This window comes from Glycocaulis sp. (assembly GCF_051859565.1).
Taxonomy (GTDB): Bacteria; Pseudomonadota; Alphaproteobacteria; order Caulobacterales; family Maricaulaceae; genus Glycocaulis.
The window spans coordinates 222,162-243,974 of sequence record NZ_JBHYFK010000001.1; the positions used below are offsets into that span (position 1 = coordinate 222,162).

Below are 21,813 nucleotides of genomic sequence, written 5' to 3' on the forward strand. Positions count from 1 at the left end.
GCGCCGAAGGCCGCCCGGCAGGCGCTTTTCTTTGCACTGATGAACGAAACGGGATAAGGGGCGCCCTGAACAGGTTCGGTCCAGCAAAGGCTCTGTTGCATGGATATGGTCATTCTCGGCGTGCCGCTTCTCGCGCTCGCCGGATTCCTGTTTGCCTCCTATGCGATTGTCGCCAATGACGTCATCCAGACGCTGGGGACCTTCCTGTCTTCGAATGCCAAGCGCCCCTGGCTGCTGCTCTGGGCGTTTGCCTCCTCCATCATTGTGGCCGTGATGATCTATGGCTGGTTCGCCTATGACGGCGATATTGCCTTCGGCCGCCTCAACCGCATTCCCTATCCGGAGCTGGGAATTCAGTGGTGGCATGTGCTGCCGCCTCTGGTCCTGCTCGTGCTGACGCGTTTTGGCATCCCGGTTTCGACAACATTCCTTGTGCTGACGATTTTTACGCTTACCGGCGGCGCCTCGACCGAAGGCGTGCTGGGTTCCATGCTGCTGAAAAGCTTTGCTGGCTATGTCGTCGCTTTCGCGGCAGGTGCGGTGGTATTTCTCGTGGTGGCCCGCTTTTTTGAGCGCTGGGTCGCACGCACGCGCGGCCAGCCCATCTCGCCGGCCTGGTTCATCGCCCAATGGTGCTCCACTGCCTTCCTGTGGTCGCAATGGCTGATGCAGGACCTGGCCAATATCTTCATCTTCCTGCCGCGCGAGACCGTTATCACTGCCGACGGCTCGGTACAGGTCACGTTCTCACTGGGCCTTGTCGTGTTTGCGACACTGCTGATGGTTGCCCTGCACGGCATCATTTTTGCCACGCGCGGCGGCGAGATACAAAAAATAGTCCTTACAAAGACAAATACTGTGGACCCGCGCTCGGCCACCTTTGTCGACCTGATCTACGCGTTCATCCTGCTGTTTTTCAAGGAACTCAACGATGTGCCCATGAGCACGACCTGGGTGTTCCTCGGGCTTCTGGCTGGCCGCGAGATCGCGATCACCTATGTCGCTTCCCTGCGCTCCAAGGGCGAGGCCATGTTCGACGTGGCGACCGATATTGGCCGGGCCGGTATTGGCCTTGCGGTGTCCGTCGCGATGGCGCTGGCCCTGCCCTTCATGGCGACGGGCTCAATGCCCGACATACGCCAGCAGATTTTCGGATCGGCAGAGGCACAAACCCGGCTTGCCGATACGCCGGACCCTCTGTCTGCCGAAACCGGCCCGACCATGCGGGCTCGCGGCGCACCCTGATACGGCGCGATGCGCGCGTCAGTCGTATTCGCGCCGCCAGGTCAGGGCGACGCCGGTATCGCCGTCCGGCGCAATGCGTGACAAGAGGGTCAGGTTCTGGGTCAGCGCCCATTCAATGCGGGTTGTGGCACTCGCCGATCCGCCGCCCGTCTCCACCTCCAGATAAACGTCCTCGGTGAGATAGCGCCCGCCTGCAACGACCGTTTCGCCCGTCCGGCTGGAGCTGACCGAGAGCTGGTCGAGGCCCAGCCCGCTGCGCAGCGCTCCGAACGGATCGAACCCGCCCCCCGATGACATGCTGGCCACCGCGCCAGCCAGCTGGGCGGCCTGCACACCGCTGAGCTGCCCGGCGCCCTGATCGAACAGGAGCCGTGCTGCAATCTCGTCCTGCGGCAGGCTGGGGGTCGAGGCCAGCGTGATTTCCGGCGCGCTTACCACACCGCCTACGCGTATTTCCGCTGTGATATCCCGGGCCTGCCGGGCGGCCACCAGATTGATCGCTGCGTTCATCGGGTCACCGGCGAAGACGACCGAGCCGGAGCGCATTTCGAAGGGACGGCCCAGCAGGTCTGCGCGCCCGCGCAGCAGGGTTGCCCGGCCCCGCAGGCTTATCGCGTTGGTGGGGCCGCGCGCCGTCACATCCATCGACCATTCAGAGTCAAATTGCGGGCCGCGTACAAAGATGCGCCCCGGCGCCCGGATGCGGTAGTCTAGGACGATGTCCGGCCCCCGGCGAAGGTCTGCGAAGTCATCGCGGGCGCCAGCGGCATTGACGTGTACTACCTCCACCAGGGGGATGGACGGACGGCTGGCCTCAGGCGGGCGCACCTCGGCGCGTGCAATCCGGGTCTCACCGCTGATCTCGATGCGGTTATCGCCCACACCAATGTCCACATTGCCCCCGCCCACGACGGTGAGATCGGGGCGCTCGATAATCAGGAAGTCGGTGAACCGCAGCGCCGCCTCGCCCTGAAGGCGGGCACCGGCCAGGCTGAAACTGCCATTGCCGGTCAGTTCCCCGCCTTCGGCGCTTTGCGCCCGCAAGCTATCTATCTCCAGCCCGTCCTCGGCGAAGCGTGCGTCGAGGCGCAGGTTCTGGACAGAAATGCCGATTGCCGGGTCATCAAAACGGCCGTCTTCAAGCACGAGGGTGCCATCAAGGTCCGGTGCGCCTACACTGCCGCCGAGCACCGCTTCCAGACGGGCTGTCCCTGAGAGGCTCTGGCCTTCGGCGAGCCGGAACGCGGCCAGCGTGCCTATCTCGCCTGTTACCCTTGCGGCGCCTGCCAGTCCCGTCTCCGGCGCGGTCAGCCTGTCAGGGCTGGTAACGGGCCCTGAGAGCAGCTGTATACTGGCCGTTGCCTGCAGGTCCGATCCGCGTGCCCGCGCCTCCAGCTGTGCCCCGGCCTCGTTGAGTATCATGGTCAGGGTGCCGTTCAGGGTGATGTCGGCGCCGTCGGGCCGCTGGCTCTCGGGCGGGGAGATGCCTTCGGCCTCAAGCCGCATGGTGCCGGTCCAGGCACCGTCCGCCTGAGACAGGGCGAGATTGCCCGACATGGTGCCGCCCACAGGCTCGCGCCCGGATGGATAGCTGGCCAGCGCGGCGGGAATGTTGGCGGCCTCCAGCGCCACCTCAATATTGTCATTGCTGGTGTCCACACGCGCGTCGAGCGTGCCCCTGTTCAGCCCCAGCGAAAGGCGTGCCCGCGTGCCATCTGGCCCGAAGCGGAAATCGGCGGCCTCGCGCGTGGCGATACGTACACCGCCATAGCGGCCGATGAGGGAAAACCCGAGCGCGGTCCCATCCTCGCCTGATGCCACCCGCCCATTGACGGACACAAGCGCACGTGCGCCGTACGCGCCTTCGGCCTCCAGCGTGAAGCCGATATTGTCCACAGGGCCTTCGGCATCAAACTCCAGCCTGTCGAGATAGGTCAGGTTTTCGCCCACCATGTCCTCGGCCCGGATCCGCGCGGAAAGATGGCCGTCGGCAAGCCGGAAGGCGATCGCTGCCGACCCGAAGCCGTTGACAGGCATCGCGCGCAGCGCACCGCCCACACGGCTGCCTTCGGCCTGCAGCCCCCCGGTGAAATTGAACCCGCCAAACCGGCCTTCGATACCGCTCAGATCGGCCCGCTCGCCCTCGCGTGATGCCCGGCCTCCAATATCGACGGGGCCCGTGCCCGTGGCGCCGGTCAGCCGCCATGCGCCGTCAAAGGCATCGGGGGGCCCTTCGCCCTCAAGGCGCAGCCGCGCATTCTCCACCACGACCGGGCCGGCGCCGGCGCGCGGCGCGGTCATGTCGGCGCGGATGCGCAGCGTGTCATTGCGGTCACGCGCTTCAAAGGCGAGGCTCGCCGTGCCCTCCAGCACCATGGCCGCCAGCGGCGCGCCGCCAGACCATGCGGCCTGTCCGGCTATGTCCCAGCCCTGTTCGTCGGAGCTGCCTTGCGCTTCAGCCACCAGATTGGGGGCTTCAATGTCCAGTGCTTCCAGCGCTATGGCACCGTCCGCGCGCCGCTCCCCGCGTGCACTGAAGCGCGCTTCCCCGCCGATACGCGTGCCCAGCTCGCGTCCCAGGCTCTGCGCCCTGCCGCTCGCCGAGAACTGGCCCGTCCCGTCAAAGCCCAGCGCCAGATCGGCGGTGCCCGAGGCGCGCCCGGACAATTGTTCGGTCAGGCGTTCAATGGCCAGCCCGTCATAGCGCAGCGACAGGGCAATGCGTTCGCGCGCCGTGTCCACACGGCCGCTGGCCGTCAGCACCAGGGCGGAGGCGCCCTCCAGCCGTGCGGACACGATTTCCAGCTCGCGCTGCTCACTGTCCCAGACAAGTCCGGCCTCCAGCGAAGGTTCGGCCCCGGCCAATGTCTGCAGAATGTCCGGCTCCAGAGCGCTGGAGCGGGTCTGCAGGGATGCATCCACGCGTATCGTGTCCAGAGGGCCCTCCACGCGCACCGGGCCTGTTGCGCGGGCGATATTGCCGATGGGAAGCGTGATGCCTTCAGCGCCAATCCGGCCTTCAAACACAAGCGGACTACCCTCACTGGCCGGTATGAGGATGCCGTCAGCCGCCAGGGATGCGAACTGCATGGTCTCGGGCAGCAGCGCGTTTACCAGGCCCGCCGCCTCGCGGACTTGCACGGCGATGCCGTCTGCCCGGCGCGCTGCTGTCAGTGACAGGCGCGGCGCGCGCACCTCGCCGGAGACTGCGTCCAGCTGAGGCGCGGTCACACCCGCTTCGCCGAGCGGCAGCTGCAGGGCGAACTCCAGCGCGCCACCGATCAGCGTGTCGATCGGCTCGAAATTTTCCCAGGCGCGGGCGTTCAGCTGCCCCTGAGCTGAAAGCATGGCACCGGACCAGCTCAGCGTGCTGGCGCCCGCGCGCGCATCGCCGATGAAAAAGACCAGATCGCCGCCACCGGCCTGCGGTGTGCCCTCTGCGCTCAGCCGCGCGGTAGCACCCTGTTCGGGCGCCTGCAACAGAGCCGCCAGAGGCCCGCCCGGCGCGGCATCAATGTCTGCGCGCAAGCTGATATCGCCGTCCGTGACCAGCGATAGCGACACCCGGTCGCCGGGCGCATCAATCCGGTCGGCGTCCAGCTGCGCATTCCACTGGACGCCCTGTCCGCGCGCGCGCCCCAGCACCGAAATGACAGCCGCATCCCCGGCCACTCCTTCAGCGAGGGAAAGCGCGTTAATCTCAAAGCGCGCAAGATTTACTGCGAGGTCGGGCAGCCCGCCTCCGCCGGGCGCCTGCTCCCCCCTCGCTGGCAGGCGCAATATGTTGGCGCGCTGCACAGACAGCTCGGCAATATCGAGCGTGTTGGCCAGCAGGGAGGCAGGCGTCCATTCAAACACGGCCTCTTCCAGCTCGAGCCAGACGCCCTCTTCATCAGACAGGGTGATGCGTCTGGCAGTGAGACGGTCAAACAGATTGCCCTCAAGCCCCGAAATGGAGAGCCGTCCATAACCTGCCACCTGACGGCCATCGGCCAGCCGGACAACCAGGTCACGGCCCGTCTGGCCGGTCAGGGTGACGACCGCGATGCCCGCCGTGACGACCGTCAGCAGCGTCAGTATCCCGAGCGTCCAGGCCAGGATCAGGGCAATCAGCCGTATGCGTGAGGATGAGACCGCAGACATCAGAAGGCCTGCCCGATACTGATATAGAGGTGAATGGAGGCATCGCCGGAGCGCCGGTTCAGCGGCGCAGCGACATCCACCCGCAACGGGCCAAAGCCGGGATAATAGCGCACCCCCGCTCCGATGCCGAAGCGCATCTCGTCAAAATCTGGCTCGATACCACCGCTTGCCACACCGCCATCCAGAAAACCGACAAATCCGAGCCGCTCCGAGTACCGCCAGCGTGCCTCGATGCTGGTTTCCACCAGAGAGCGTCCGCCAAACGGTTCCAGTTCTCCGGTATTTATGCCGATGACCCGCGGTGATAGGGCCTGATAGCCATACCCGCGCACAGAGCCGCCGCCGCCGGCATAGAACCGCAGATCGGCGGGCACGGACTGCGCATCAACGCCAAACAGCGCCCCCACCCGTCCACGCACGGCAATCAGCATGCGCTCGCTCACCGGGAAATATGTGCGTGCCCCCAGAACGGCGCGCACATACTGGCTTTGCGTATCGCCAAACGTCAGGCCGGGCCGGATTTCCATATCAGCGCCGATACCCGATTGCGGATCCAGCACATCGTCGCGGTCATCATAGGCAAGGCTGAGCGGGAAGGTGATCGAGTTCAGCGTGCGTTCGCCCGCTGCGTCGGTAATCCGGGCGATCTGCCCGGACAGGCCTGCCGACGCGAAAAGCTGTTCGGTAACAGGGCGTGACAGGGTAGCGCGCGCGCTGATCGAGTCCTGCTCAAAGGCGTCGGTATTTTCCAGCGCCAGTCCGGCGCCGACTTCCAGCGTCTGCGCAAACCGGCGCCAATGGGGAAAGAGCAGGCTCGCCTCGCCGCCCGTATTGAGCTCGGATGCGCGCCCGATCAGCGTCAGTGTCTCGTCCCGCCGGAACAGGTTGCGGCGTGCCCATTCGACCCCCGCCCCTGCGCCTTCCGTCGTGGCATAGCGCGCTGAAAGCTGGATGCGGTGGCGAGGCGTCGGCTCCATACGCACATCAACGGCGCGTATATTGCCCGCCCCTTCCTCTTCCGGGGCCAGCCGGGCCTCGGCCAGTGCCACGCTGCCCAGTGCTTGCAGGCGCTGGGTGTAGATGTTGAGCTGGCGGGTGCTGACCGGGTCACCGGGGCTGAAAGGCGCCAGGCTGGCCACATAGTCCTCGCGCAGATCGGCCAGGCCACCGGCCAGCTGCGGATCACCAAAGCGCAGGAACGGGCCGGTATCGAAGCGCATTTCCACCGTAACCGACGCATCAAGATGGTCTGCCGTGAACGCATGTTCTCCGGCGCGCGCCAGAGGCCAGCCATTATTGCGCAGCGCTTCCACAACAGCGGCTTCCGCATCAATGATATCCTGCGAGCGCATGGCCTGCCCGGTGCGCAAGGCCACCGCTGACCGGATTTCCTCTCCTGGCTGCGCGCTGCCTTCAGGCGTGTCAAAGAAGATGCCGAGCGTAGCGATGGTGAAGCGTTCACCCGGGCGCACGCGCACCAGCGGACGCTGGTCGTCATCAAGGCGCGGATCAATCAGGGCCGCAAAATAACCTTGCGAATCCAGGTAGCGCCGGATCTGCTCGCCCGCATCACGTGCGCGTTCCCGGTTGCGCCAGCGATTGTCCGTATGGGCCGGGGCTTCGCCGACAATGCGCGCTATGGCGGCATCCAGCGCCGGGTCTTCCACGCCTTCCACGCGCGCCAGCGGCACCGCCGACACCGGGGCGCCGGCCAGGAAAAGCGCGCTGGCTGCAAGAAGAATGTGCCGCCGTATGGGAAAGACTGCTCTCAATTCATCATTCCGTTTCGCCCCATCCCAGCACCATTCACCATATGGCTTCAAGGTGCGGGCGTCACTACGGGTTGCAGCCGGTCACCAATGGCGCACGGGCTTAAAAAGCTAACCGGAATTTCATGTTTGTGCGGCGACGCGCCCACTGTGCAAATGCAGTAAAGGCGCTAGGTTAGGCCTCACCGGCGAGGGGCAGACAGTCACCATGGACCAAGACAGGCAGGATGTTCGCGAAGAGCGCGGTTGGCTGGGCTGGGTGCAGCTGGCCATCATCCTCGGGATCATCATCTTCTCTCTTGCCTTGACGGCCTGGCTGGCGGCGGGCAGTTCCGGTGGCGCATCCAATGGCAATGGTGCTCAGGTAACGGCGGCGCCCGTCGAGATCGTGCGCCCGCGCGCGGCCTCGCACACCGTGCAGGTACGCACGACCGGGACAGTGCGTGCCAGGGCGCTGGTCAGCCTGACACCTGAGGTCGGCGGGCAGGTGGTGGAGGTCTCCGACTCGGTGCGTCAGGGCGCGCGGTTCGAGGCTGGTGAAACGCTGGCGGTCATCGATCCGCGCAATTACCGCCTTGCGGTTGACCGGGCCGGTGCTGCCTATGCCGATGCGCAAAGTGCCCTCCAGCGCCTCGAGGCCGAGGCCGGGCTTGCCAGAGAGGAATGGGAGGCACTCTATCCCGGCCAGCCCATTGCACCCCTGACAGCGCTCGAACCGCAGCTGGAGGCCGCCCGTGCGCGTGTCACGTCTGCGCGCGCGGATCTGGAGCAGGCCCGCCTCAATCTCGACCGGACACGCCTTCGCCTGCCGTTTGACGGGCGTATTGCTGAAGCGCGCATAGAGCTGGGCCAGACGCTCGGCGCCGGCCAGCCCTATGGTGAGGTCTACGCCATTGATGCGCTGGAGATCGCCGTCCCTCTGAGCCCGGAGGAGCTGGCGAGGATTTCGCCCGCGCAGGGGCGCCCGGTTACGCTGACCTTCGAGGCCGGTGCGGCGCCCGGCATGACGGGTACGATCGTGCGCGAAGGCGCGCGGCTGGATGACAGGTCGCGCCTGATCACGGTCTTCATTCTCCCGGATGATCCTGAAACCCTGCGGCCGGGTCTGTTTGCCAATGTCGCCATAGAAGGCGCTACCATGGCTGAAGCGCTCAGCCTTCCGGCCTCCGCGCTCGCCGGACTGTCAGAGGTGCGTACCGTCCGCGATGGCCGGATCGTTCCTGTGACGATCACCGTGCTTGACCGTTCCGGCGACAGAGTGATTGCCGCGCCGTTCGACGCCGGTGAAGGTGTTATCGTCTCGCCCCTGCCGGAATCGGTACTTGGCGGGCCCGTCACCATTATCGCGGAGCGTGAGAATTGAGCGGCGCGCGCCCTTCCGGTTCGCCTGACACGCCAGCCGATCACGGCCTGCCCGGCGCGGGCCTGATCCGCTGGTTTGCCGACAATCCGGTAGCGGCCAATCTGGTGATGATCCTGCTCCTGCTCAGCGGGGCGATCAGCGCGGCCACCATGCGCACCGAGGTTTTCCCGGCTTTCACGCCGCGCACCATCATCGTGTCGGTACTCTATCCGGGGGCGACACCGGAAGATGTCGAACAGTCCATCACGCGGCGCGTGGAAGAGGCCGTGATCGGCCTTGATGGTGTGCGTGAGGTGCGTGCCACCGCATCAGAGAATGTTGGCACCGTCACCATCGAGATCAGCGAGTTCGCCAATCCGCGCATTGTACGCGACGATGTGCAGACGGCCGTCGACTCGCTGGTGAGCTTCCCGCCCGCCGATGCCGAGCAGCCCCAGATACGCATCCCCCAGCCAACGACCACGGTCCTCACCCTGGTTCTGACCGGCGCGGTGGATGAAGGAACCCTCAGGCGCGCCGCGGAGCAGGTCGAGCGTGATCTGATGGCGGTCAACGGCATCTCCACCGTGCAACTGCGCGGGGTGCGTCCCTACGAAATCGCCATCTCCGTTTCCGAGGAGGCGTTGCGCGCCTATGGCCTCACCTTTGGCGATGTCGCCCAGGCCTTGCGCGCTGCATCCATCGACCTGTCCGGCGGTCAGATACGCACAGGTGCAGGCGAGTTCCTCTTGCGCACCAATGCGCGCGCCGAGACGGGCGAAGCGTTTGAAGAGATCATCCTGCGCGCCCTTCCCGATGGATCGCGCATCCGGGTACGTGACGTGGCGACAGTCACGGACGGATTTGCCGAAGACCCGCTCATCAGCCTGTTCAATGGCCGGCCGGCCGCCCTTGTCGATGTGCAGCTGCGCGGCAATGAGGACCTTTTGCGCGTCCGGGCACGTGCCATTGATTATGTCGAGAGCGCGGTCCTGCCGCCGGGCATATCCTTGAGCGTGGCCAGCGATCAGAGCCAGGTTTTCCGCGACCGCGTATCATTGCTGGCACGCAACGCGATTCTGGGTTTTACCCTCGTATTCCTGCTGCTGGTGCTGCTTCTCGATCTGCGTCTTGCCTTCTGGGTGGCGCTGGGCGTGCCGATCGCGTTTCTCGGCGGTTTCACCCTGTTTGGCGCAGCCGGGGTAACGCTCAACTTCATCACCACGTTCGGACTTATCATCGTGCTCGGCATCGTGGTCGATGCTGCCATTGTGGTGGGCGAAAACACCGACCGGGAACGCATGAAGGGCCGCTCCAACAAGGACGCGGCCATTGCGGGCGTCACCGGCGTGGCTGCGCCCGTGTTGGTCGGCGTGCTGACAACGGTTGCCGCGTTCGGGCCGCTGGTTTTCATCACGGGGACGTTTGGCGAGATCACCCGGCCGATCCCGATTCTGGTGATTTCCATCCTGGTCGTCTCGCTGATCGTCGCCTTCTTCGTGCTGCCGACCCAGCTGGCGGGCGGGTCCACCTGGTCACGCGGGCCCATGCGCTCGATCCAGACCTGGGTGGACGGCTATGTGGCCGGCTTTGCCGATAACGTCTTGCGCGGCTGGACGCGCTTTGCGGGCCGCATGCGCTATCTCGTTGCCGTGGCGGGATTCTGCATCCTGATCGCCTGTTTCACCTTGCTGGGCACGGGCACGGTGCGCTTTGTGTTCTTCCCGAACATCGAGGCCGATTCCATCACCGCCAGCCTTGCCTTGCCGACAGGTGCGCCCTTCGAGGCGACGCGCGCGGCCGCCACGCGCATGCTGGACGAGGCCGAAGCCATGCAGGCCGAATACGCAGAGCGCGGCGAACCCGTATTTGAGTCTGTTTCGGCTGTCATTGGCGGGCGCACCAGCCTGTTTGGCGGACCCGGCTCCGTCAGTTCAACATCGCTGGCATCGCATCTGGCCCAGATCGAGATACGCCTGACCCCGTCCTCCCAGCGCCGCCTGTCGTCAACCCAGCTGGAGCGTGAATGGCGCACCCGCATCGGCCAGCTGGCAGGGGTCGAACGCCTGACCTTCACCGCCTCTGCCGGTCCGCAAAACCCCGACATCGCCTACCAGCTCTCCCATCCGGATAATGACGAGCTGGAGCGCGCCGTGAACCGGCTGGTGGCGGGCCTGCGCGATGTTGAGGCCTTGAGCGGTATTGATAGCGGCTACGAGCTCGGCAAGCGCCAGCTGGATTTTGCGCTGACCCCGGCAGGCGATGCGGCCGGTTTGCGGGCCTCCGACATTGCCCGTCAGGCCCGCCAGGCCTTCTTTGGCGAGGAAATCCAGCGCATCCAGCGCGGCAGCGAGGAAGTGCGCGTCTTCGTGCGCTACCCGCAAGGCGAGCGCACCAGCCTTGATGACCTCTCGCAATTCCGGGTACGCACCGCCGATGGCACGGCCATACCCTTGAGCGTGGCCGCCAGCATGACCGAGACACGCTCGCTGACCTCGATCAATTCGGTCGATGGCCGCCGCGTGATCGAGGTGACGGCGGATGTGGACCGCTCCATCCTCACGCCGGACGATGCGCGCGCCATCGTTGAAAACCGGCTGCTTGCAGACCTTGTATCGCAGTTTCCCCAACTGCGCTGGGAGCTCTCCGGTGCGGGCCGCGATCAGGCCGAGGATTTTGCCTCCATCGGGCAGGGCTTCCTCTTTGCCATCATCATCATGTACGCCCTTCTGGCGACACAGCTGGGCAGCTATGTCCAGCCGCTGGTCATCCTGATCGCCATTCCCTTTGGCGTGGGCGGCGCGATTTTCGGCCATTTCCTGATGGGTTATGATGTCTCCTTCCCGTCCCTGTTCGGGATGGTGGCGCTCTCCGGCGTGGTCGTGAACGCGTCAATCGTGCTGATGGACCGCTACAACATGAATGTCGCGCGCGGCTACACACCTGCAGAAGCGATTTCGGAGGCCACCTCCCGGCGCTTCCGGCCCATCCTCATCACCACGCTGACCACCGCTTTTGGCCTCCTCCCCATCATGCTGGAGACCAGCCCGCAGGCGCAATTCCTGGTGCCGATGACCATTTCACTTGGCATCGGCCTAATGTTCGCTTCGGCGCTCATCCTGCTGCTCCTGCCCGCCTATGTGCTGATTGTGGAGGATCTGCGCGGGGTAAAAGTGCGTGCGGTCCAGCCCCACGCCGAACCGGCCGAATAGGCTGCGCGCGCACTGCCCGGCTTGACCCGTGGCCTCTCGAGGCTCACTTATCCCGGCCATGAGCGCCCCCGGCCCCGATAACGCGATGCTTGAGCCTGCCGATCCGGCAGCACCCGCCCGTGAGGGCGGGGCCGAAGGCGTGGAGATTGTCACCTTCGGCTGCCGTCTCAACGCCTGGGAAAGCGAGGTCATGCGCGATCATGCGCGCGAGGCAGGGCTTTCCGGCGCGATCATCATCAATACCTGCGCGGTGACGAACGAGGCCGTGCGTCAGGCCCGCCAGACGATACGCCGCATGAAGCGCGACAACCCGTCCGCACAAATGATCGTGACGGGCTGCGCCGCCCAGATTGACCCGAAGCGCTTTGCCGCCATGCCGGAAGTGGACCGGGTCATCGGCAACGCAGAAAAGCTGAAAAGCGATACCTTCCGCGCCAGCGCCATCTCCGGCGGCGAGACCGTCTCGGTCGGTGACATCATGGCGGTCAAGGAGATCGCCGGGCATCTGGTGGACGGGCTGGAGGGCCGCGCGCGCGCCTATGTGCAGGTGCAGACGGGTTGCGATCATCGCTGTACTTTCTGCATCATCCCTTACGGTCGCGGCAATGCGCGCTCGGCGCCTGTAGGCGATGTGGTCGATCAGGTGCGCCGCCTTGTCGAGACCGGCCATACCGAAGTCGTGCTTACTGGCGTCGATATGACCAGCTGGGGCAATGATCTGCCCGGCACGCCAAAGCTTGGCCGCCTCGTAAAGGCGGTGCTCAAACTGGTGCCGGACCTGAAACGCCTGCGCCTGTCCTCCATCGATGCCATCGAGATCGATGATGATCTGATGGACGTGATCGCCAGCGAGGAGCGTTTCTGCCCCTATCTGCACCTGTCCTTGCAGGCGGGCGATGACATGATCCTGAAACGCATGAAGCGCCGTCATTTGCGCGCCGATGCCATCGCGCTGACCGACAGGCTCAAAGCCCTTCGCCCTGACATCGCGTTCGGGGCAGACCTCATCGCCGGTTTCCCGACCGAGACCGATGAGATGTTTGAAAACTCTCTGCGCCTCGTGGATGAGTGCCAGCTGGCTTACCTGCACGTCTTTCCCTATTCGCCCCGCCCCGGCACGCCAGCTGCGCGCATGCCGCAGGTCGATGGCACTATCATCAAGGAGCGCGCGCGCACCTTGCGCGAAAAGGGTGAGGCAGCGCTCGCCGCGCATCTCACCTCCATGGTGGGGCGCGAAGAGGTGCTGCTGGTTGAGAAAGACGGTCTGGCGCGCGCGGGTAATTTCGCGCCCGCCCGCATGGAGAGCCCGGCCCGGCCCGGCGCGCTGGTGCGCGCGGCCATTACGGGCCATGACGGCACCCATCTCATCGCAGACGCGCTGGAGGCGGTATGAACTGGTTCGGCTTTGGCAAGAAGAAGAGCAAGCCCGAAGAGGCCGCGCCGGAACAGCCTGCCGAAGCTCCGGCAGAGCAGTCTGACGCGCCTGCCCCGGCCCCGGTGGGGGAGACACCTGCGCCGGTTGCCGGTCCCGTACAGGGTGATGCGCTGACGCCGGTACCCGATCCGGCGATGGAGCCCGCGCCCGCGCCGGCGCCAGCACCCGAACCCGAAGCGCCGCCTGCCGCGCCGGTTCCGGCCAAGCCTGAAGGTTTCTTCAAGCGGCTCTCATCCGGCCTCTCCAAATCCTCCGCCCAGCTGTCTGGCGTGTTCACAAAGCGCAAGCTGGACAGCGAGGCGCTGGACGAGCTGGAGGAATTGCTGATCGCGGCTGATCTCGGCGCCGCCACAGCCGCCAAGGTGATCGACCGGCTGGCAAAGGACCGCTTCGACAAGGACGTTACCGACACCGAAATCCGTCAGGCGCTGGCCGATGTCATCACCGAGACGCTGGAACCCTTTCAGGCCCCGCTCGATATTTCCGGCTCCGCCCCGCAAGTCCTGCTCTTCGTGGGCGTCAACGGGTCCGGCAAGACGACGACGCTCGGCAAGCTGGCGGTGAAGATGACGCGCGAGGGCGCGAATATCATCACCGCAGCGGGAGACACCTTCCGCGCAGCGGCGGTGGAGCAGCTGGAAGTCTGGTCAAAGCGCGCAGGCGCGCACTTCCTCTCCCGGCCCCACGGGGCGGACGCGGCGGGCCTTGCCTATGATGCCGTGCAGGAAGGTCGGCGCATTGGCGCCGACGCCGTCCTCATCGACACGGCAGGCCGCCTACAGAACAAGGCCGAGCTGATGGAGGAGCTGCGCAAGATCCTGCGCGTGATCGCCAAGGTGGACGAGGCGGCGCCCCATCATGTCGTGCTGGTGCTGGACGGCACGGTCGGCTCCAACGCCATCTCGCAGGCCGAAGCCTTCATGGAAGCGGCAAAAGTCACGGGGCTCGTGATGACCAAGCTGGATGGGACAGCGAAAGGCGGCGCGCTGGTGCAGGTGGCCGAGAAATTCGCCCTGCCCATCCATTTCATCGGCGTGGGCGAGGGAGAGGACGATCTCCAGCCCTTCATCGCGCGTGATTTCGCGCGGGCGCTCGCGGGGCTTGAGGCCTGATGGAGCCAACAGCGCTGGCCGCGCTTGCCATGATCGGCTCGGCCATGGCGCATTCGGTGATGACGCTGTTCACCAAGCAGGCAAAGGACACGCTGGTCTTCCGCGCGGTAACGATCGTGCTGTGCGTGCCGGTCTGCCTGCCGCTGGCGATTATCCTGCCCTTTCCTGAGTGGGAGGTATGGCGCTTCCTGCTCCTGGGTGCCGCCATCATCTGGGCGTTCAACATGTTCCTCATCGCCGCCTTCCAGCGCGGCGAGATGAATCTGGTCTACCCGGTGATGCGCGGGGCCGCGCCCGCCATGGCGGGGCTGTTCGCCTTTTTCTTTCTCGATGAGACGCTGAGCCTCATTGCCATTATCAGTCTTGCCACGGCCTCTGGCGCCATCGTCGCTTTCGCCTGGCCGGAGAAAAACGGCGTGCCCAAGGCGGCGGCGCTGGGCTTTGCGCTGTCAGCCGCCGTGATGACGGCGGGCTATACGGTGGTCGACGCATCGGGCGTGCGCGCTGCCGGTGATCCGATCCTCTATGCGGTCTGGTTCTTCCTGCTCTCTGCCGTAACGATGTCGGTAACGGCCATTGCCCGGCGTGGACCGCGCATCATGACAGCTGCGCTGCAGGAGCTTCCCGGCTCCGCCAAAAGCATGGTCTTCAATCTCGCCACCTACACGCTCGCCCTCTACGCCTATTCTGTCGCGCCCGTGGCACCGATGGCGGCTTTGCGCGAAACCTCCATCGTGTTCGGCGCGGTTCTGGCGGCCCTCGTGCTGAAAGAACCCTTTGGCCTGCGTAGAGGCGTGCTGGCCCTCATCCTCGCAGGCGGTCTGGCACTGTTGCAGCTGGGCTAGCTACCAATCCGGCTGGCCAAGGCTTGCGTAATCAGGCAAGGCTGCTGCCAGCAGACGAAGATGCCCCGGAGGCAAGGACACGCATGAGCACCAACGGCAAGACACTCTCCCAAGGGTCCAGACTGCTGGTTGATGTCGGCCCGGCTGCGGTCTTCATGATCAGCTATAATATCGCCAACCGTGTGCTGGACGAGGGCGCGATCTACTGGTCGACCGGGCTGTTCATGGCCGCAACGGCGATAGCGCTCGCCTATGCGGCTATCTCCCAGAAGCGCTTTCCCCCGATGCTGATTGTCACCTTCGTGATCGTCACGCTCTTTGGCGCGATGACGATCTATCTGCAGGACCCGATCTTCATCTTCATCAAGCCGACCATCATCAACCTCTTGTTTGCGTTCACGATCCTGTTCAGCTTCGCTTTCGGCTTCAATGTGTGGAAGGCGCTGTTCTCGTCCGTGTTCGAGATGCCAGAGCGCATCTGGACCATTCTGGCGATCCGCTGGGCGCTGTTCTTCATCTTCCTGGCCGCGGTCAACGAAGTGCTGTGGCGCCACATCACCGACAGCGTGGTGGTGGACTCCGCGCGCATGTTCGACTGGCTGGAGCTGTCGGAAGCCTTCTGGGTCAATTTCCGGCTTCTGGGCACCTATCCGATCTTCGCGGTCTTTGTGGCCCTCAATATCCCGATCACGCTGAAATGGGCGCGCGCACCCGGTGAAGGCGATGATGAAGGTGTGGGTGGCGAGGCCGATGAAAGCCCTGACGCCGACGCCGCAGAGCCTGAGCCCCGCCCGGCGCAGTAGCGGTTGCGCAATCGCGCCAGCGCTCTTGACTATGGTCACGGCGAGTTGATTGTGCAGGTGCGAGTCTCCCGCATTACAGTTCGTTCATGATGTTGACCCCGATCCTTCTCGCCCTGTCACTTGCTGCTGTGGACGGCCACTATCCCGCCGGTATCGGCGAGACGCCCAACCCGGATCATTCCGAGGACCGGCCGGTCGTGGTGGAGCTGTTTACCAGCCAGGGCTGCCCGCCTTGCGTGGAAGCCAATCGCCGTTTCGGCGACTTCGCGGCGCGCGACGGTGTGATCGCGCTCTCCTACGGGGTCGACTACTGGGACATGTTCGGCTGGGAAGACCAGTTCGCCCAGCCTGCCTTTGCTGACCGCCAGAAGGATTATATCCGCGCGGGCGAGGCCAGCCGGGTGTTCACGCCCCATTTTGTCATCAATGGAGGGCCGGAGCGTCTGCGCTTCACCCGTGACGATGTGCCGGGGCGCGTAGCCAGAACCCTGCCTTTGTCAGGCACCATCAGCCTGACCCCGCTTTCCGGCGGGCGTGTCCAGCTGCAGCTTGAAGGCCCGGTGCGTGCCAGCCCCGCTGAGGTCTGGGCGATCACCTACCGGCCCGGCCTCATCGTGGTGCCAATTGAGGGCGGGCGTAATGAGGGCGCACAGATGGAGCACCACAACACGGTGGCCTCGCTAGAGCGCCTCGAGGACTGGCATGGCGGCGATTACAGCCTTGAATTTGCCGGTCCGGCGGAGGATTTCGGCCTCGCTGTGCTGGTGCAGGATGGCCCCGGCGGGCGGCTGGTCGCAGCCTCGCGCCTGCGCGACTAGCTTAATCGATTATCGGTGATACAGACCGCGTGGCGGCCTGCTCAAGCGGCCGGGTCATGCGCTCATAGGCGTCCTCGCTGACGGTGAACCAGAAACCTTGCGCATTGCGGCGCAAGCCCGACGCCTCGTCCATCACATCGTGATCGCTGGCATCGATGTTGATCCGGGCCCGGATGGCGCCCTCTTCCCGGTAAAAGCGGTACTCATAGACTAGCCCGTCAAACGTGGAGGCGCGGTGAAGCGCAACCGGCGCGCCGGCATCGCCGCTGGCCTCGCCCACATCGCGGAAGCGCACGCGCGCGCCGGCGCTGGCGACCCCGTTGGCGGCGCCCGCCGTAATCAGCTGCCATGTGCGCGGGCTGGCAAGGTCGAAATTGCGCGTTGCCGGGCTTTCGCGTTCCAGAATATAGGCCGGGCCGCTCTCCGGCACGATATAGGCCCGCGCAATGCGTGACGGCTCCACATTGAAGAAATCAAGGCCCAGCCAGCGGCCCGGATCGGCAATGTCCGGCAGGCTGCCCTGCACGGCGAAGGCGCGCTCCTGTCTGCCGGTGCGGATATAGAGCCGGTCGTCTCCGCGCGTATGGCCCACGATCAGCGAGGCGAGCCGGTTCCCGTCCGCATCGGTGATGACCAGGCTGGTGCCCGATCCGCCTGTCGCCGGATCATCCACGCCCAGCCGGTCAAACCGGCCGGCATCATTGGTCAGCGCTGCCGCATAGCTCAGTGATGACAGGCCTGCATCAAGCTCGGCCAGATGTTCCGCCCGGACCGGATAATTGCCCCGCGACGGCATGGTCCAGCCCTCTGGTGTGCGCTCCATGCGGAACAGAGTGTCAGGCGTGATGATCTCTATCGCTGCGGCCTGCCCCGCCATCTCGCTCCAGCCCGGCAGAACCGGCCCGGACACGTCCGGGCGGGCATCGCGCACCGCATCGGCCACCAGTGCAACAGTCCCGGCAGCCAGAAGTACGAAGCCGCCCCCGGCGATGATGAAGGCGCGGCGGGCGCGCCGCCCGAACAGGCGATAACGGATCATGGGCGCCGCCTCCGCCGTAACAGGGTTGTCAGTATGGCCAGGCCGATCACCAGCAAGGGCGGCACCCAGATGGTCCAGAATTGCAGACGGCTTTCCAGCGCCACGATCTCACGCCGGAAACCGCGCTCCACATCGCGCAGCGCCGCGCGGGCCGCAACAATACGCTCCCTGAGAGCCTCCGCGCGCGCGGCGCTTGCCGGAGCGGCTCCGCCGAGCGTGGAGGCCTCTCCGGCGGCACTCAGGCGCGCCAGGGAGCCTTCCGCATCGGAAAGCTCGGCACGCAGCGCGTCCTGCAGCTCCCGGAAGCGCGTCTCGGCTTCGCTGCGCAAGGCCTCCACCCGCAGCATGGGCCGCGCAGATCCGGTGCGCGAGCGCAGATTGACCAGTGCCGGATCACCGGCCAGCGCGTCAGCCAGATTCAGCATCAGGGCCAGATTGTCAGCCACCATCTGCTCGCCGCCTGCGCCGTCAGCGCGCAGATAGAAGGCCGGATCAAGCCAGTCGGCATCAGCGATCACGATAATCTCCGCGTCCGCCGGCCCTGTAATGTGCTGCGAGGCTTCAAAGCGGATGTCGCCAGTGGGCGGACCGTCCGGGAAGGCGGTGCTGACAGGGCCGCTCAGCCGCGCGGCAAGGGCCAGCGGCGCGTTGCTGTCCGGTGTGTAGTCACGCTGCAGCACATCCGGCGACGGCGAGGTGGCGGCGATATCGCTGTCGATGCGCGCACCTTCCTGCCCGGTCGCGGCCAGTACGGTGAAATCGGCCTCCCCGCCGAGATGTTGCACGATGCCGGGCGATCCGAAATTCACCCCCTGGGACAGAGCCGCCGTCGCAGGCATCGTGCCGGACAGTCCTGATGGCGGCACGGAGAACCAGAGCGGGTAGGCGCGTGTGCGCGTCCGGCCCGCCTCATTCACCTGTACCGGCAGGCCGTGCTCGCGGTCCATGGCGGTATAGGTCGGATCATAGCCAATGCCCCAGCGCGACAGGAGGCGCGGCAGGCGTGAGGTGCGAAGCGCATTCACCGGCGGCAGGCCGTCCGGCCCTGTGCGCAGCGCCAGATGGGCCAGAGGGTCGATACTGACAAATACCCGGCCGCGGCGCAGGACATGCTGGTCGACCAGATAGAGCTGCTCTTCGGTCAGGTTGGGCGGATGCAGCAGGAAGAGAGCATCGGCGTCGGGAATGGCGCTGAAGCGCTCATCCAGCCAGCGCACATCATAGGTCTGCGCGAGGGCATCGATCATGGGATTGGCAGAGCGCCCGTCCTGTCCCGGCGCGAAGGGCAGGGAGGAAATGATGGCGATGACAGGGGTGCGCGCGCGCTCCAGCTCGGCAATCACCCGCACGATCTCATATTCCAGCCGGGCTTCTTCTGCCGGATCGAAAAAGGCGATGATGCGCGTGCCGTCCAGCGTATTGGTGCCGGCCAGACCGAAGAATAGCTGCCCGCCATCTTCTGTCGGCACCGCTTCAAGACCGGCGGCAATGGCGGCGTCTTCTGCCGTGCTGAAGGGCTGCGGGTCTATTTCTGAAAGCTGGATACGTCCGCCGGAGCGCGCCGCGACACCGCGCAAAAGCTCGCGCACGCGCGCGCCATAGGCGCGCAGCGCCGGATAGCGGGCCGCCGCCCCGCGCGAATAGTAGAAATTCAGGGTTATCGGCTCTTCCAGCCGGTTGATGACCTCTATCGTGCCGGGGCTGAGCTGGTAGAGCCGCCCTTCGGTGAGGTCCAGACGCACCCCGTCGGCAAACAGGCTCGCCAGAAGGTTCAGGCCCAGAAAACCCGCCACCAGACCGGATACGACCAGAGCCAGAAGACGCGCCGGATTCATCGCCCGCCTCCGCGCCGCGTATCGATCAGCGCCATGGCAAGGGCGAGGCCCGTGGCGATGAGCGATATGAAATAGATGAGGTCAGCCAGGCTGATGACGCCGCGCCGCAGGGAGTCAAAGCGCGACAGCGCGGACAGGCCTGCCATGGCCTCGGCAAACACGCCGGGCAGGCGTGAGGCGACGGCGTCCAGCACCAGCGGCAGGCCGGCCGCTGTGAGGACAAGGCAAACCCCCATGGCCAGCACGAAGGCGACAACCTGGTTGGAGGTGGTGCCGGACAGAGCCTGCGAGATCGCCAGATACCCGCCAGCCAGCAGCAGCCCGCCAAAATAGGCGGTCGCAATGGCGGCATTGTCGGGATTGCCCAGATAATTGACCGCCATCCACAAAGGAAAAGTCAGTGCCAGTGCCAGCGCGGCGATGGTCCAGGCGGCCAGGAACTTCGCCAGCGCGGCCGCCCATAGCGGTATGGGCGCGGCCAGCAGCATTTCCAGCGTGCCGGTTTCACGCTCCTCCGCCCAGGCGCGCATGGCCAGCGCGGGCATCAGTACCATCAAAAGCCAGGGCAGATAGTCAAAAAGCGGTGTCAGATCGGCGCGCCCGGACTCAAACAACCCGCCCACATGCCAGGCAAAGCTGGGTGCAGCGATCGAGAAGGCGGTCAGGAACACCCAGGCCAGCGGCGTTTCAAAATAGGCGGCGAGCTCACGCCGGTAGACAGCCCATAATGGCGTCATGGCAACGCCTCCTTGCGGCTGCGTCCCGGCTTTTGCGTTGCCTGTTCCTCGCTATGGCGCGTCAGCAGGCGGAAAGCCCCTGCCAGGCTCTGGTCCGGCGCGGTGCTGATGAGGCCGGCAGGCGTCGTATCGCTGACAATCCGGCCGCCGGTGATGAGAATTGCGCGGGTACAGATCGCCTCCACCTCATCGAGCAGGTGGGTGGAGATCAAAATGGTCTTCTCTGGCGCCATCATGCGGATCAGGGCGCGCACCCCATCCTTCTGGTTGGGGTCCAGACCGTCGGTCGGCTCATCAAGGACGAGGACCGCCGGGTCATGGGCAATCGCGGCGGCCAGCGCGGCGCGGCGCTTGAAGCCTTTGGACAGCATGCCGATGGGCCGGTCTGCCGCTTCGCCCATGCGCGCGCGCTCCAGCGCCAGCTCGGCCGCATCACGAAGCGCTTTGCCGGTGAAGCCGCGCACGCGCAGATGAAAGCGGGCAAAGGCCCGCGGTGTCATGGCCGGATAGGCGGGGGCGCCCTCGGGCAGATAGCCAAGCGCGCTCTGGGCGGCGTGGCGCGCACGCACCGCATCATGGCCGGCAATCAGGGCGTTGCCCGAATCCGGTTCAAGACACCCGGTCAGCATGCGCATGGTGGTGGATTTGCCTGCCCCGTTAGGGCCGAGCAGGGCAACGACCTCGCCCTTCTGCGCGGAAAAGCTGATCCCGTCGACGGCGCGCGTGGAGCCGAAATGTTTCACGAGGTCATGCGCGTCGATCATGGGCGGGCAAGAACCTGAGTGGCAGGAAAGGGATGAGCCAAATCCATAGCGTGCCTTGCGCGCCGCGGCTAGCGGATCATGCGTTCTGGCTGCAGGTTCTGCGTCGGAATTTTTGGGTGTACCGGCCAGCCCGGCAGGCCCGGATCCGGGGGGCTGGGGGGGCTGAAATCCAGATCAGGCCTGTGGCCCGGAACCGGCCGGCAGGGTCAAAATGGGCACGCGGTGAGGCGCGCGGACGGCGGGAATAAGGCGGGACTGTGGCATAGCATGAAATCTTTGTAAGCCGCGCCGAATTCGCGCAGTGTGTGGGGACTCGCAATCCGGACCCCGCCATGACCCCACTGGACGCGCAGGCCTCGAGCCCGAAGGTGATGTTTGATCGCCGCGAGCTGGATACGATTTTGCGTGTCTATGGAATGATGGTGGCAGCGGGCGAATGGCGCGACTACGCGATTGATGGTCTCAAAGACCGCGCGGAGTTTTCCGTCTTCCGCCACGCCGCCGAGTTTCCCCTCTACCGTATCGTCAAGACACCCGCCGATGCGCGAAAGCAGGGCGCGTGGAAGATAGTGTCGGCCACGGGCGTGATCCTCAAGCGCGGCCACGAGCTGCATCTGGTGCTCAAGGTTTTCGACAAGGCGCGCCTGCGTCTGGCGTGAGGCAAAACAAAAAACGCCCCGGCCAGATGACCGGGGCGTTTCGAGTTAGAAAGGC

At 65.4% G+C, this 21,813-nt stretch carries 15 protein-coding genes; 9 read left to right on the plus strand and 6 right to left on the minus strand.

Features of this window, described 5'->3' with window-relative positions; all coding sequences use genetic code 11:
* The first annotated feature begins 99 nt into the window (after positions 1-99).
* Positions 100-1,245 (plus strand): hypothetical protein, encoded by a 1,146-nt coding sequence (locus ACTIGC_RS01085; RefSeq protein WP_439632650.1) that lies wholly within the window; start codon positions 100-102, stop codon positions 1,243-1,245.
* Between the two features lie 18 nt (positions 1,246-1,263).
* On the opposite strand, the gene ACTIGC_RS01090 is transcribed toward ACTIGC_RS01085, so the two are convergent.
* Together ACTIGC_RS01090 and ACTIGC_RS01095 are read right to left on the minus strand one after the other, a co-directional pair.
* Positions 1,264-5,388 carry a translocation/assembly module TamB domain-containing protein gene (locus tag ACTIGC_RS01090; protein WP_439632651.1) on the minus strand — a complete coding sequence of 1,375 codons (4,125 nt, stop codon included), beginning with the start codon at positions 5,386-5,388 and terminating at the stop codon, positions 1,264-1,266.
* A complete protein-coding gene (locus tag ACTIGC_RS01095; protein WP_439632652.1) occupies positions 5,388-7,088 on the minus strand; it encodes an autotransporter assembly complex protein TamA in 1,701 nt (566 codons plus the stop codon). Before ACTIGC_RS01095 ends, ACTIGC_RS01090 begins: the two co-directional genes overlap by 1 nt.
* A gap of 277 nt (positions 7,089-7,365) precedes the next feature.
* On the opposite strand from ACTIGC_RS01095, the gene ACTIGC_RS01100 reads away from it, so the two are divergent.
* The 7 genes from ACTIGC_RS01100 (at position 7,366) to ACTIGC_RS01130 (ending at position 16,724) form a co-directional block, all read left to right on the plus strand.
* On the plus strand, positions 7,366-8,520 hold the full coding sequence (locus ACTIGC_RS01100; protein ID WP_439632653.1) for an efflux RND transporter periplasmic adaptor subunit: 1,155 nt from the start codon (positions 7,366-7,368) through the stop codon (positions 8,518-8,520).
* A complete protein-coding gene (locus ACTIGC_RS01105; protein WP_439632654.1) occupies positions 8,517-11,711 on the plus strand; it encodes an efflux RND transporter permease subunit in 3,195 nt (1,064 codons plus the stop codon). The genes ACTIGC_RS01100 and ACTIGC_RS01105 overlap by 4 nt, the downstream gene beginning before the upstream one ends.
* A gap of 85 nt (positions 11,712-11,796) precedes the next feature.
* Positions 11,797-13,104 (plus strand): tRNA (N(6)-L-threonylcarbamoyladenosine(37)-C(2))-methylthiotransferase MtaB, encoded by a 1,308-nt coding sequence (gene mtaB, locus ACTIGC_RS01110; protein ID WP_439632927.1) that lies wholly within the window; start codon positions 11,797-11,799, stop codon positions 13,102-13,104.
* Positions 13,101-14,258, plus strand: a complete 1,158-nt coding sequence (gene ftsY, locus ACTIGC_RS01115) for a signal recognition particle-docking protein FtsY (RefSeq protein WP_439632655.1) — start codon at positions 13,101-13,103, stop codon at positions 14,256-14,258. The genes mtaB and ftsY overlap by 4 nt, the downstream gene beginning before the upstream one ends.
* The gene (locus tag ACTIGC_RS01120) at positions 14,258-15,103 is read left to right on the plus strand and encodes an EamA family transporter (protein ID WP_439632656.1); all 846 of its coding nucleotides are present in this window, start codon (positions 14,258-14,260) and stop codon (positions 15,101-15,103) included. The genes ftsY and ACTIGC_RS01120 overlap by 1 nt, the downstream gene beginning before the upstream one ends.
* An 83-nt stretch (positions 15,104-15,186) precedes the next feature.
* Positions 15,187-15,906, plus strand: a complete 720-nt coding sequence (locus ACTIGC_RS01125; RefSeq protein ID WP_439632657.1) for an inner membrane-spanning protein YciB — start codon at positions 15,187-15,189, stop codon at positions 15,904-15,906.
* A gap of 86 nt (positions 15,907-15,992) precedes the next feature.
* A complete protein-coding gene (locus ACTIGC_RS01130) occupies positions 15,993-16,724 on the plus strand; it encodes a DUF1223 domain-containing protein (protein WP_439632658.1) in 732 nt (243 codons plus the stop codon).
* A 1-nt stretch (position 16,725) separates the two neighbouring features.
* On the opposite strand, the gene ACTIGC_RS01135 is transcribed toward ACTIGC_RS01130, so the two are convergent.
* Genes ACTIGC_RS01135 through ACTIGC_RS01150 form a run of 4 tightly spaced genes read right to left on the minus strand, consistent with a single transcriptional unit; the run spans position 16,726 to position 21,099 of the window.
* Positions 16,726-17,763, minus strand: coding sequence for a DUF4340 domain-containing protein (locus ACTIGC_RS01135; protein WP_439632659.1), 1,038 nt, complete (start codon positions 17,761-17,763; stop codon positions 16,726-16,728).
* Positions 17,760-19,598: a GldG family protein gene (locus tag ACTIGC_RS01140; RefSeq protein ID WP_439632660.1), complete on the minus strand. Its 1,839-nt coding sequence runs from the start codon at positions 19,596-19,598 to the stop codon at positions 17,760-17,762. Before ACTIGC_RS01140 ends, ACTIGC_RS01135 begins: the two co-directional genes overlap by 4 nt.
* Positions 19,595-20,335 (minus strand): ABC transporter permease, encoded by a 741-nt coding sequence (locus tag ACTIGC_RS01145; RefSeq protein WP_127565181.1) that lies wholly within the window; start codon positions 20,333-20,335, stop codon positions 19,595-19,597. Before ACTIGC_RS01145 ends, ACTIGC_RS01140 begins: the two co-directional genes overlap by 4 nt.
* Complete coding sequence (locus ACTIGC_RS01150; protein ID WP_439632661.1) at positions 20,332-21,099, minus strand: ABC transporter ATP-binding protein; 768 nt, start codon at positions 21,097-21,099, stop codon at positions 20,332-20,334. Before ACTIGC_RS01150 ends, ACTIGC_RS01145 begins: the two co-directional genes overlap by 4 nt.
* Before the next feature lie 332 nt (positions 21,100-21,431).
* Here ACTIGC_RS01150 and ACTIGC_RS01155 point away from each other — a divergent pair, with 332 nt between their 5' ends.
* Positions 21,432-21,758 (plus strand): DUF2794 domain-containing protein, encoded by a 327-nt coding sequence (locus ACTIGC_RS01155; protein WP_439632662.1) that lies wholly within the window; start codon positions 21,432-21,434, stop codon positions 21,756-21,758.
* The last annotated feature ends 55 nt before the right edge of the window (positions 21,759-21,813 follow it).

Excerpts from the sequence above, each read along its gene's own strand:
- ACTIGC_RS01085 (WP_439632650.1), top strand. The coding sequence starts at position 100 with ATGGATATGGTCATTCTCGGCGTGCCGCTTCTCGCGCTCGCCGGATTC.
- ACTIGC_RS01090 (WP_439632651.1), bottom strand. The coding sequence starts at position 5,388 with ATGTCTGCGGTCTCATCCTCACGCATACGGCTGATTGCCCTGATCCTG.
- ACTIGC_RS01100 (WP_439632653.1), top strand. The coding sequence starts at position 7,366 with ATGGACCAAGACAGGCAGGATGTTCGCGAAGAGCGCGGTTGGCTGGGC.
- mtaB (WP_439632927.1), top strand. The coding sequence starts at position 11,797 with ATGCTTGAGCCTGCCGATCCGGCAGCACCCGCCCGTGAGGGCGGGGCC.
- ftsY (WP_439632655.1), top strand. The coding sequence starts at position 13,101 with ATGAACTGGTTCGGCTTTGGCAAGAAGAAGAGCAAGCCCGAAGAGGCC.
- ACTIGC_RS01120 (WP_439632656.1), top strand. The coding sequence starts at position 14,258 with ATGGAGCCAACAGCGCTGGCCGCGCTTGCCATGATCGGCTCGGCCATG.
- ACTIGC_RS01125 (WP_439632657.1), top strand. The coding sequence starts at position 15,187 with ATGAGCACCAACGGCAAGACACTCTCCCAAGGGTCCAGACTGCTGGTT.
- ACTIGC_RS01130 (WP_439632658.1), top strand. The coding sequence starts at position 15,993 with ATGATGTTGACCCCGATCCTTCTCGCCCTGTCACTTGCTGCTGTGGAC.
- ACTIGC_RS01135 (WP_439632659.1), bottom strand. The coding sequence starts at position 17,763 with ATGATCCGTTATCGCCTGTTCGGGCGGCGCGCCCGCCGCGCCTTCATC.
- ACTIGC_RS01140 (WP_439632660.1), bottom strand. The coding sequence starts at position 19,598 with ATGAATCCGGCGCGTCTTCTGGCTCTGGTCGTATCCGGTCTGGTGGCG.
- ACTIGC_RS01145 (WP_127565181.1), bottom strand. The coding sequence starts at position 20,335 with ATGACGCCATTATGGGCTGTCTACCGGCGTGAGCTCGCCGCCTATTTT.
- ACTIGC_RS01150 (WP_439632661.1), bottom strand. The coding sequence starts at position 21,099 with ATGATCGACGCGCATGACCTCGTGAAACATTTCGGCTCCACGCGCGCC.
- ACTIGC_RS01155 (WP_439632662.1), top strand. The coding sequence starts at position 21,432 with ATGACCCCACTGGACGCGCAGGCCTCGAGCCCGAAGGTGATGTTTGAT.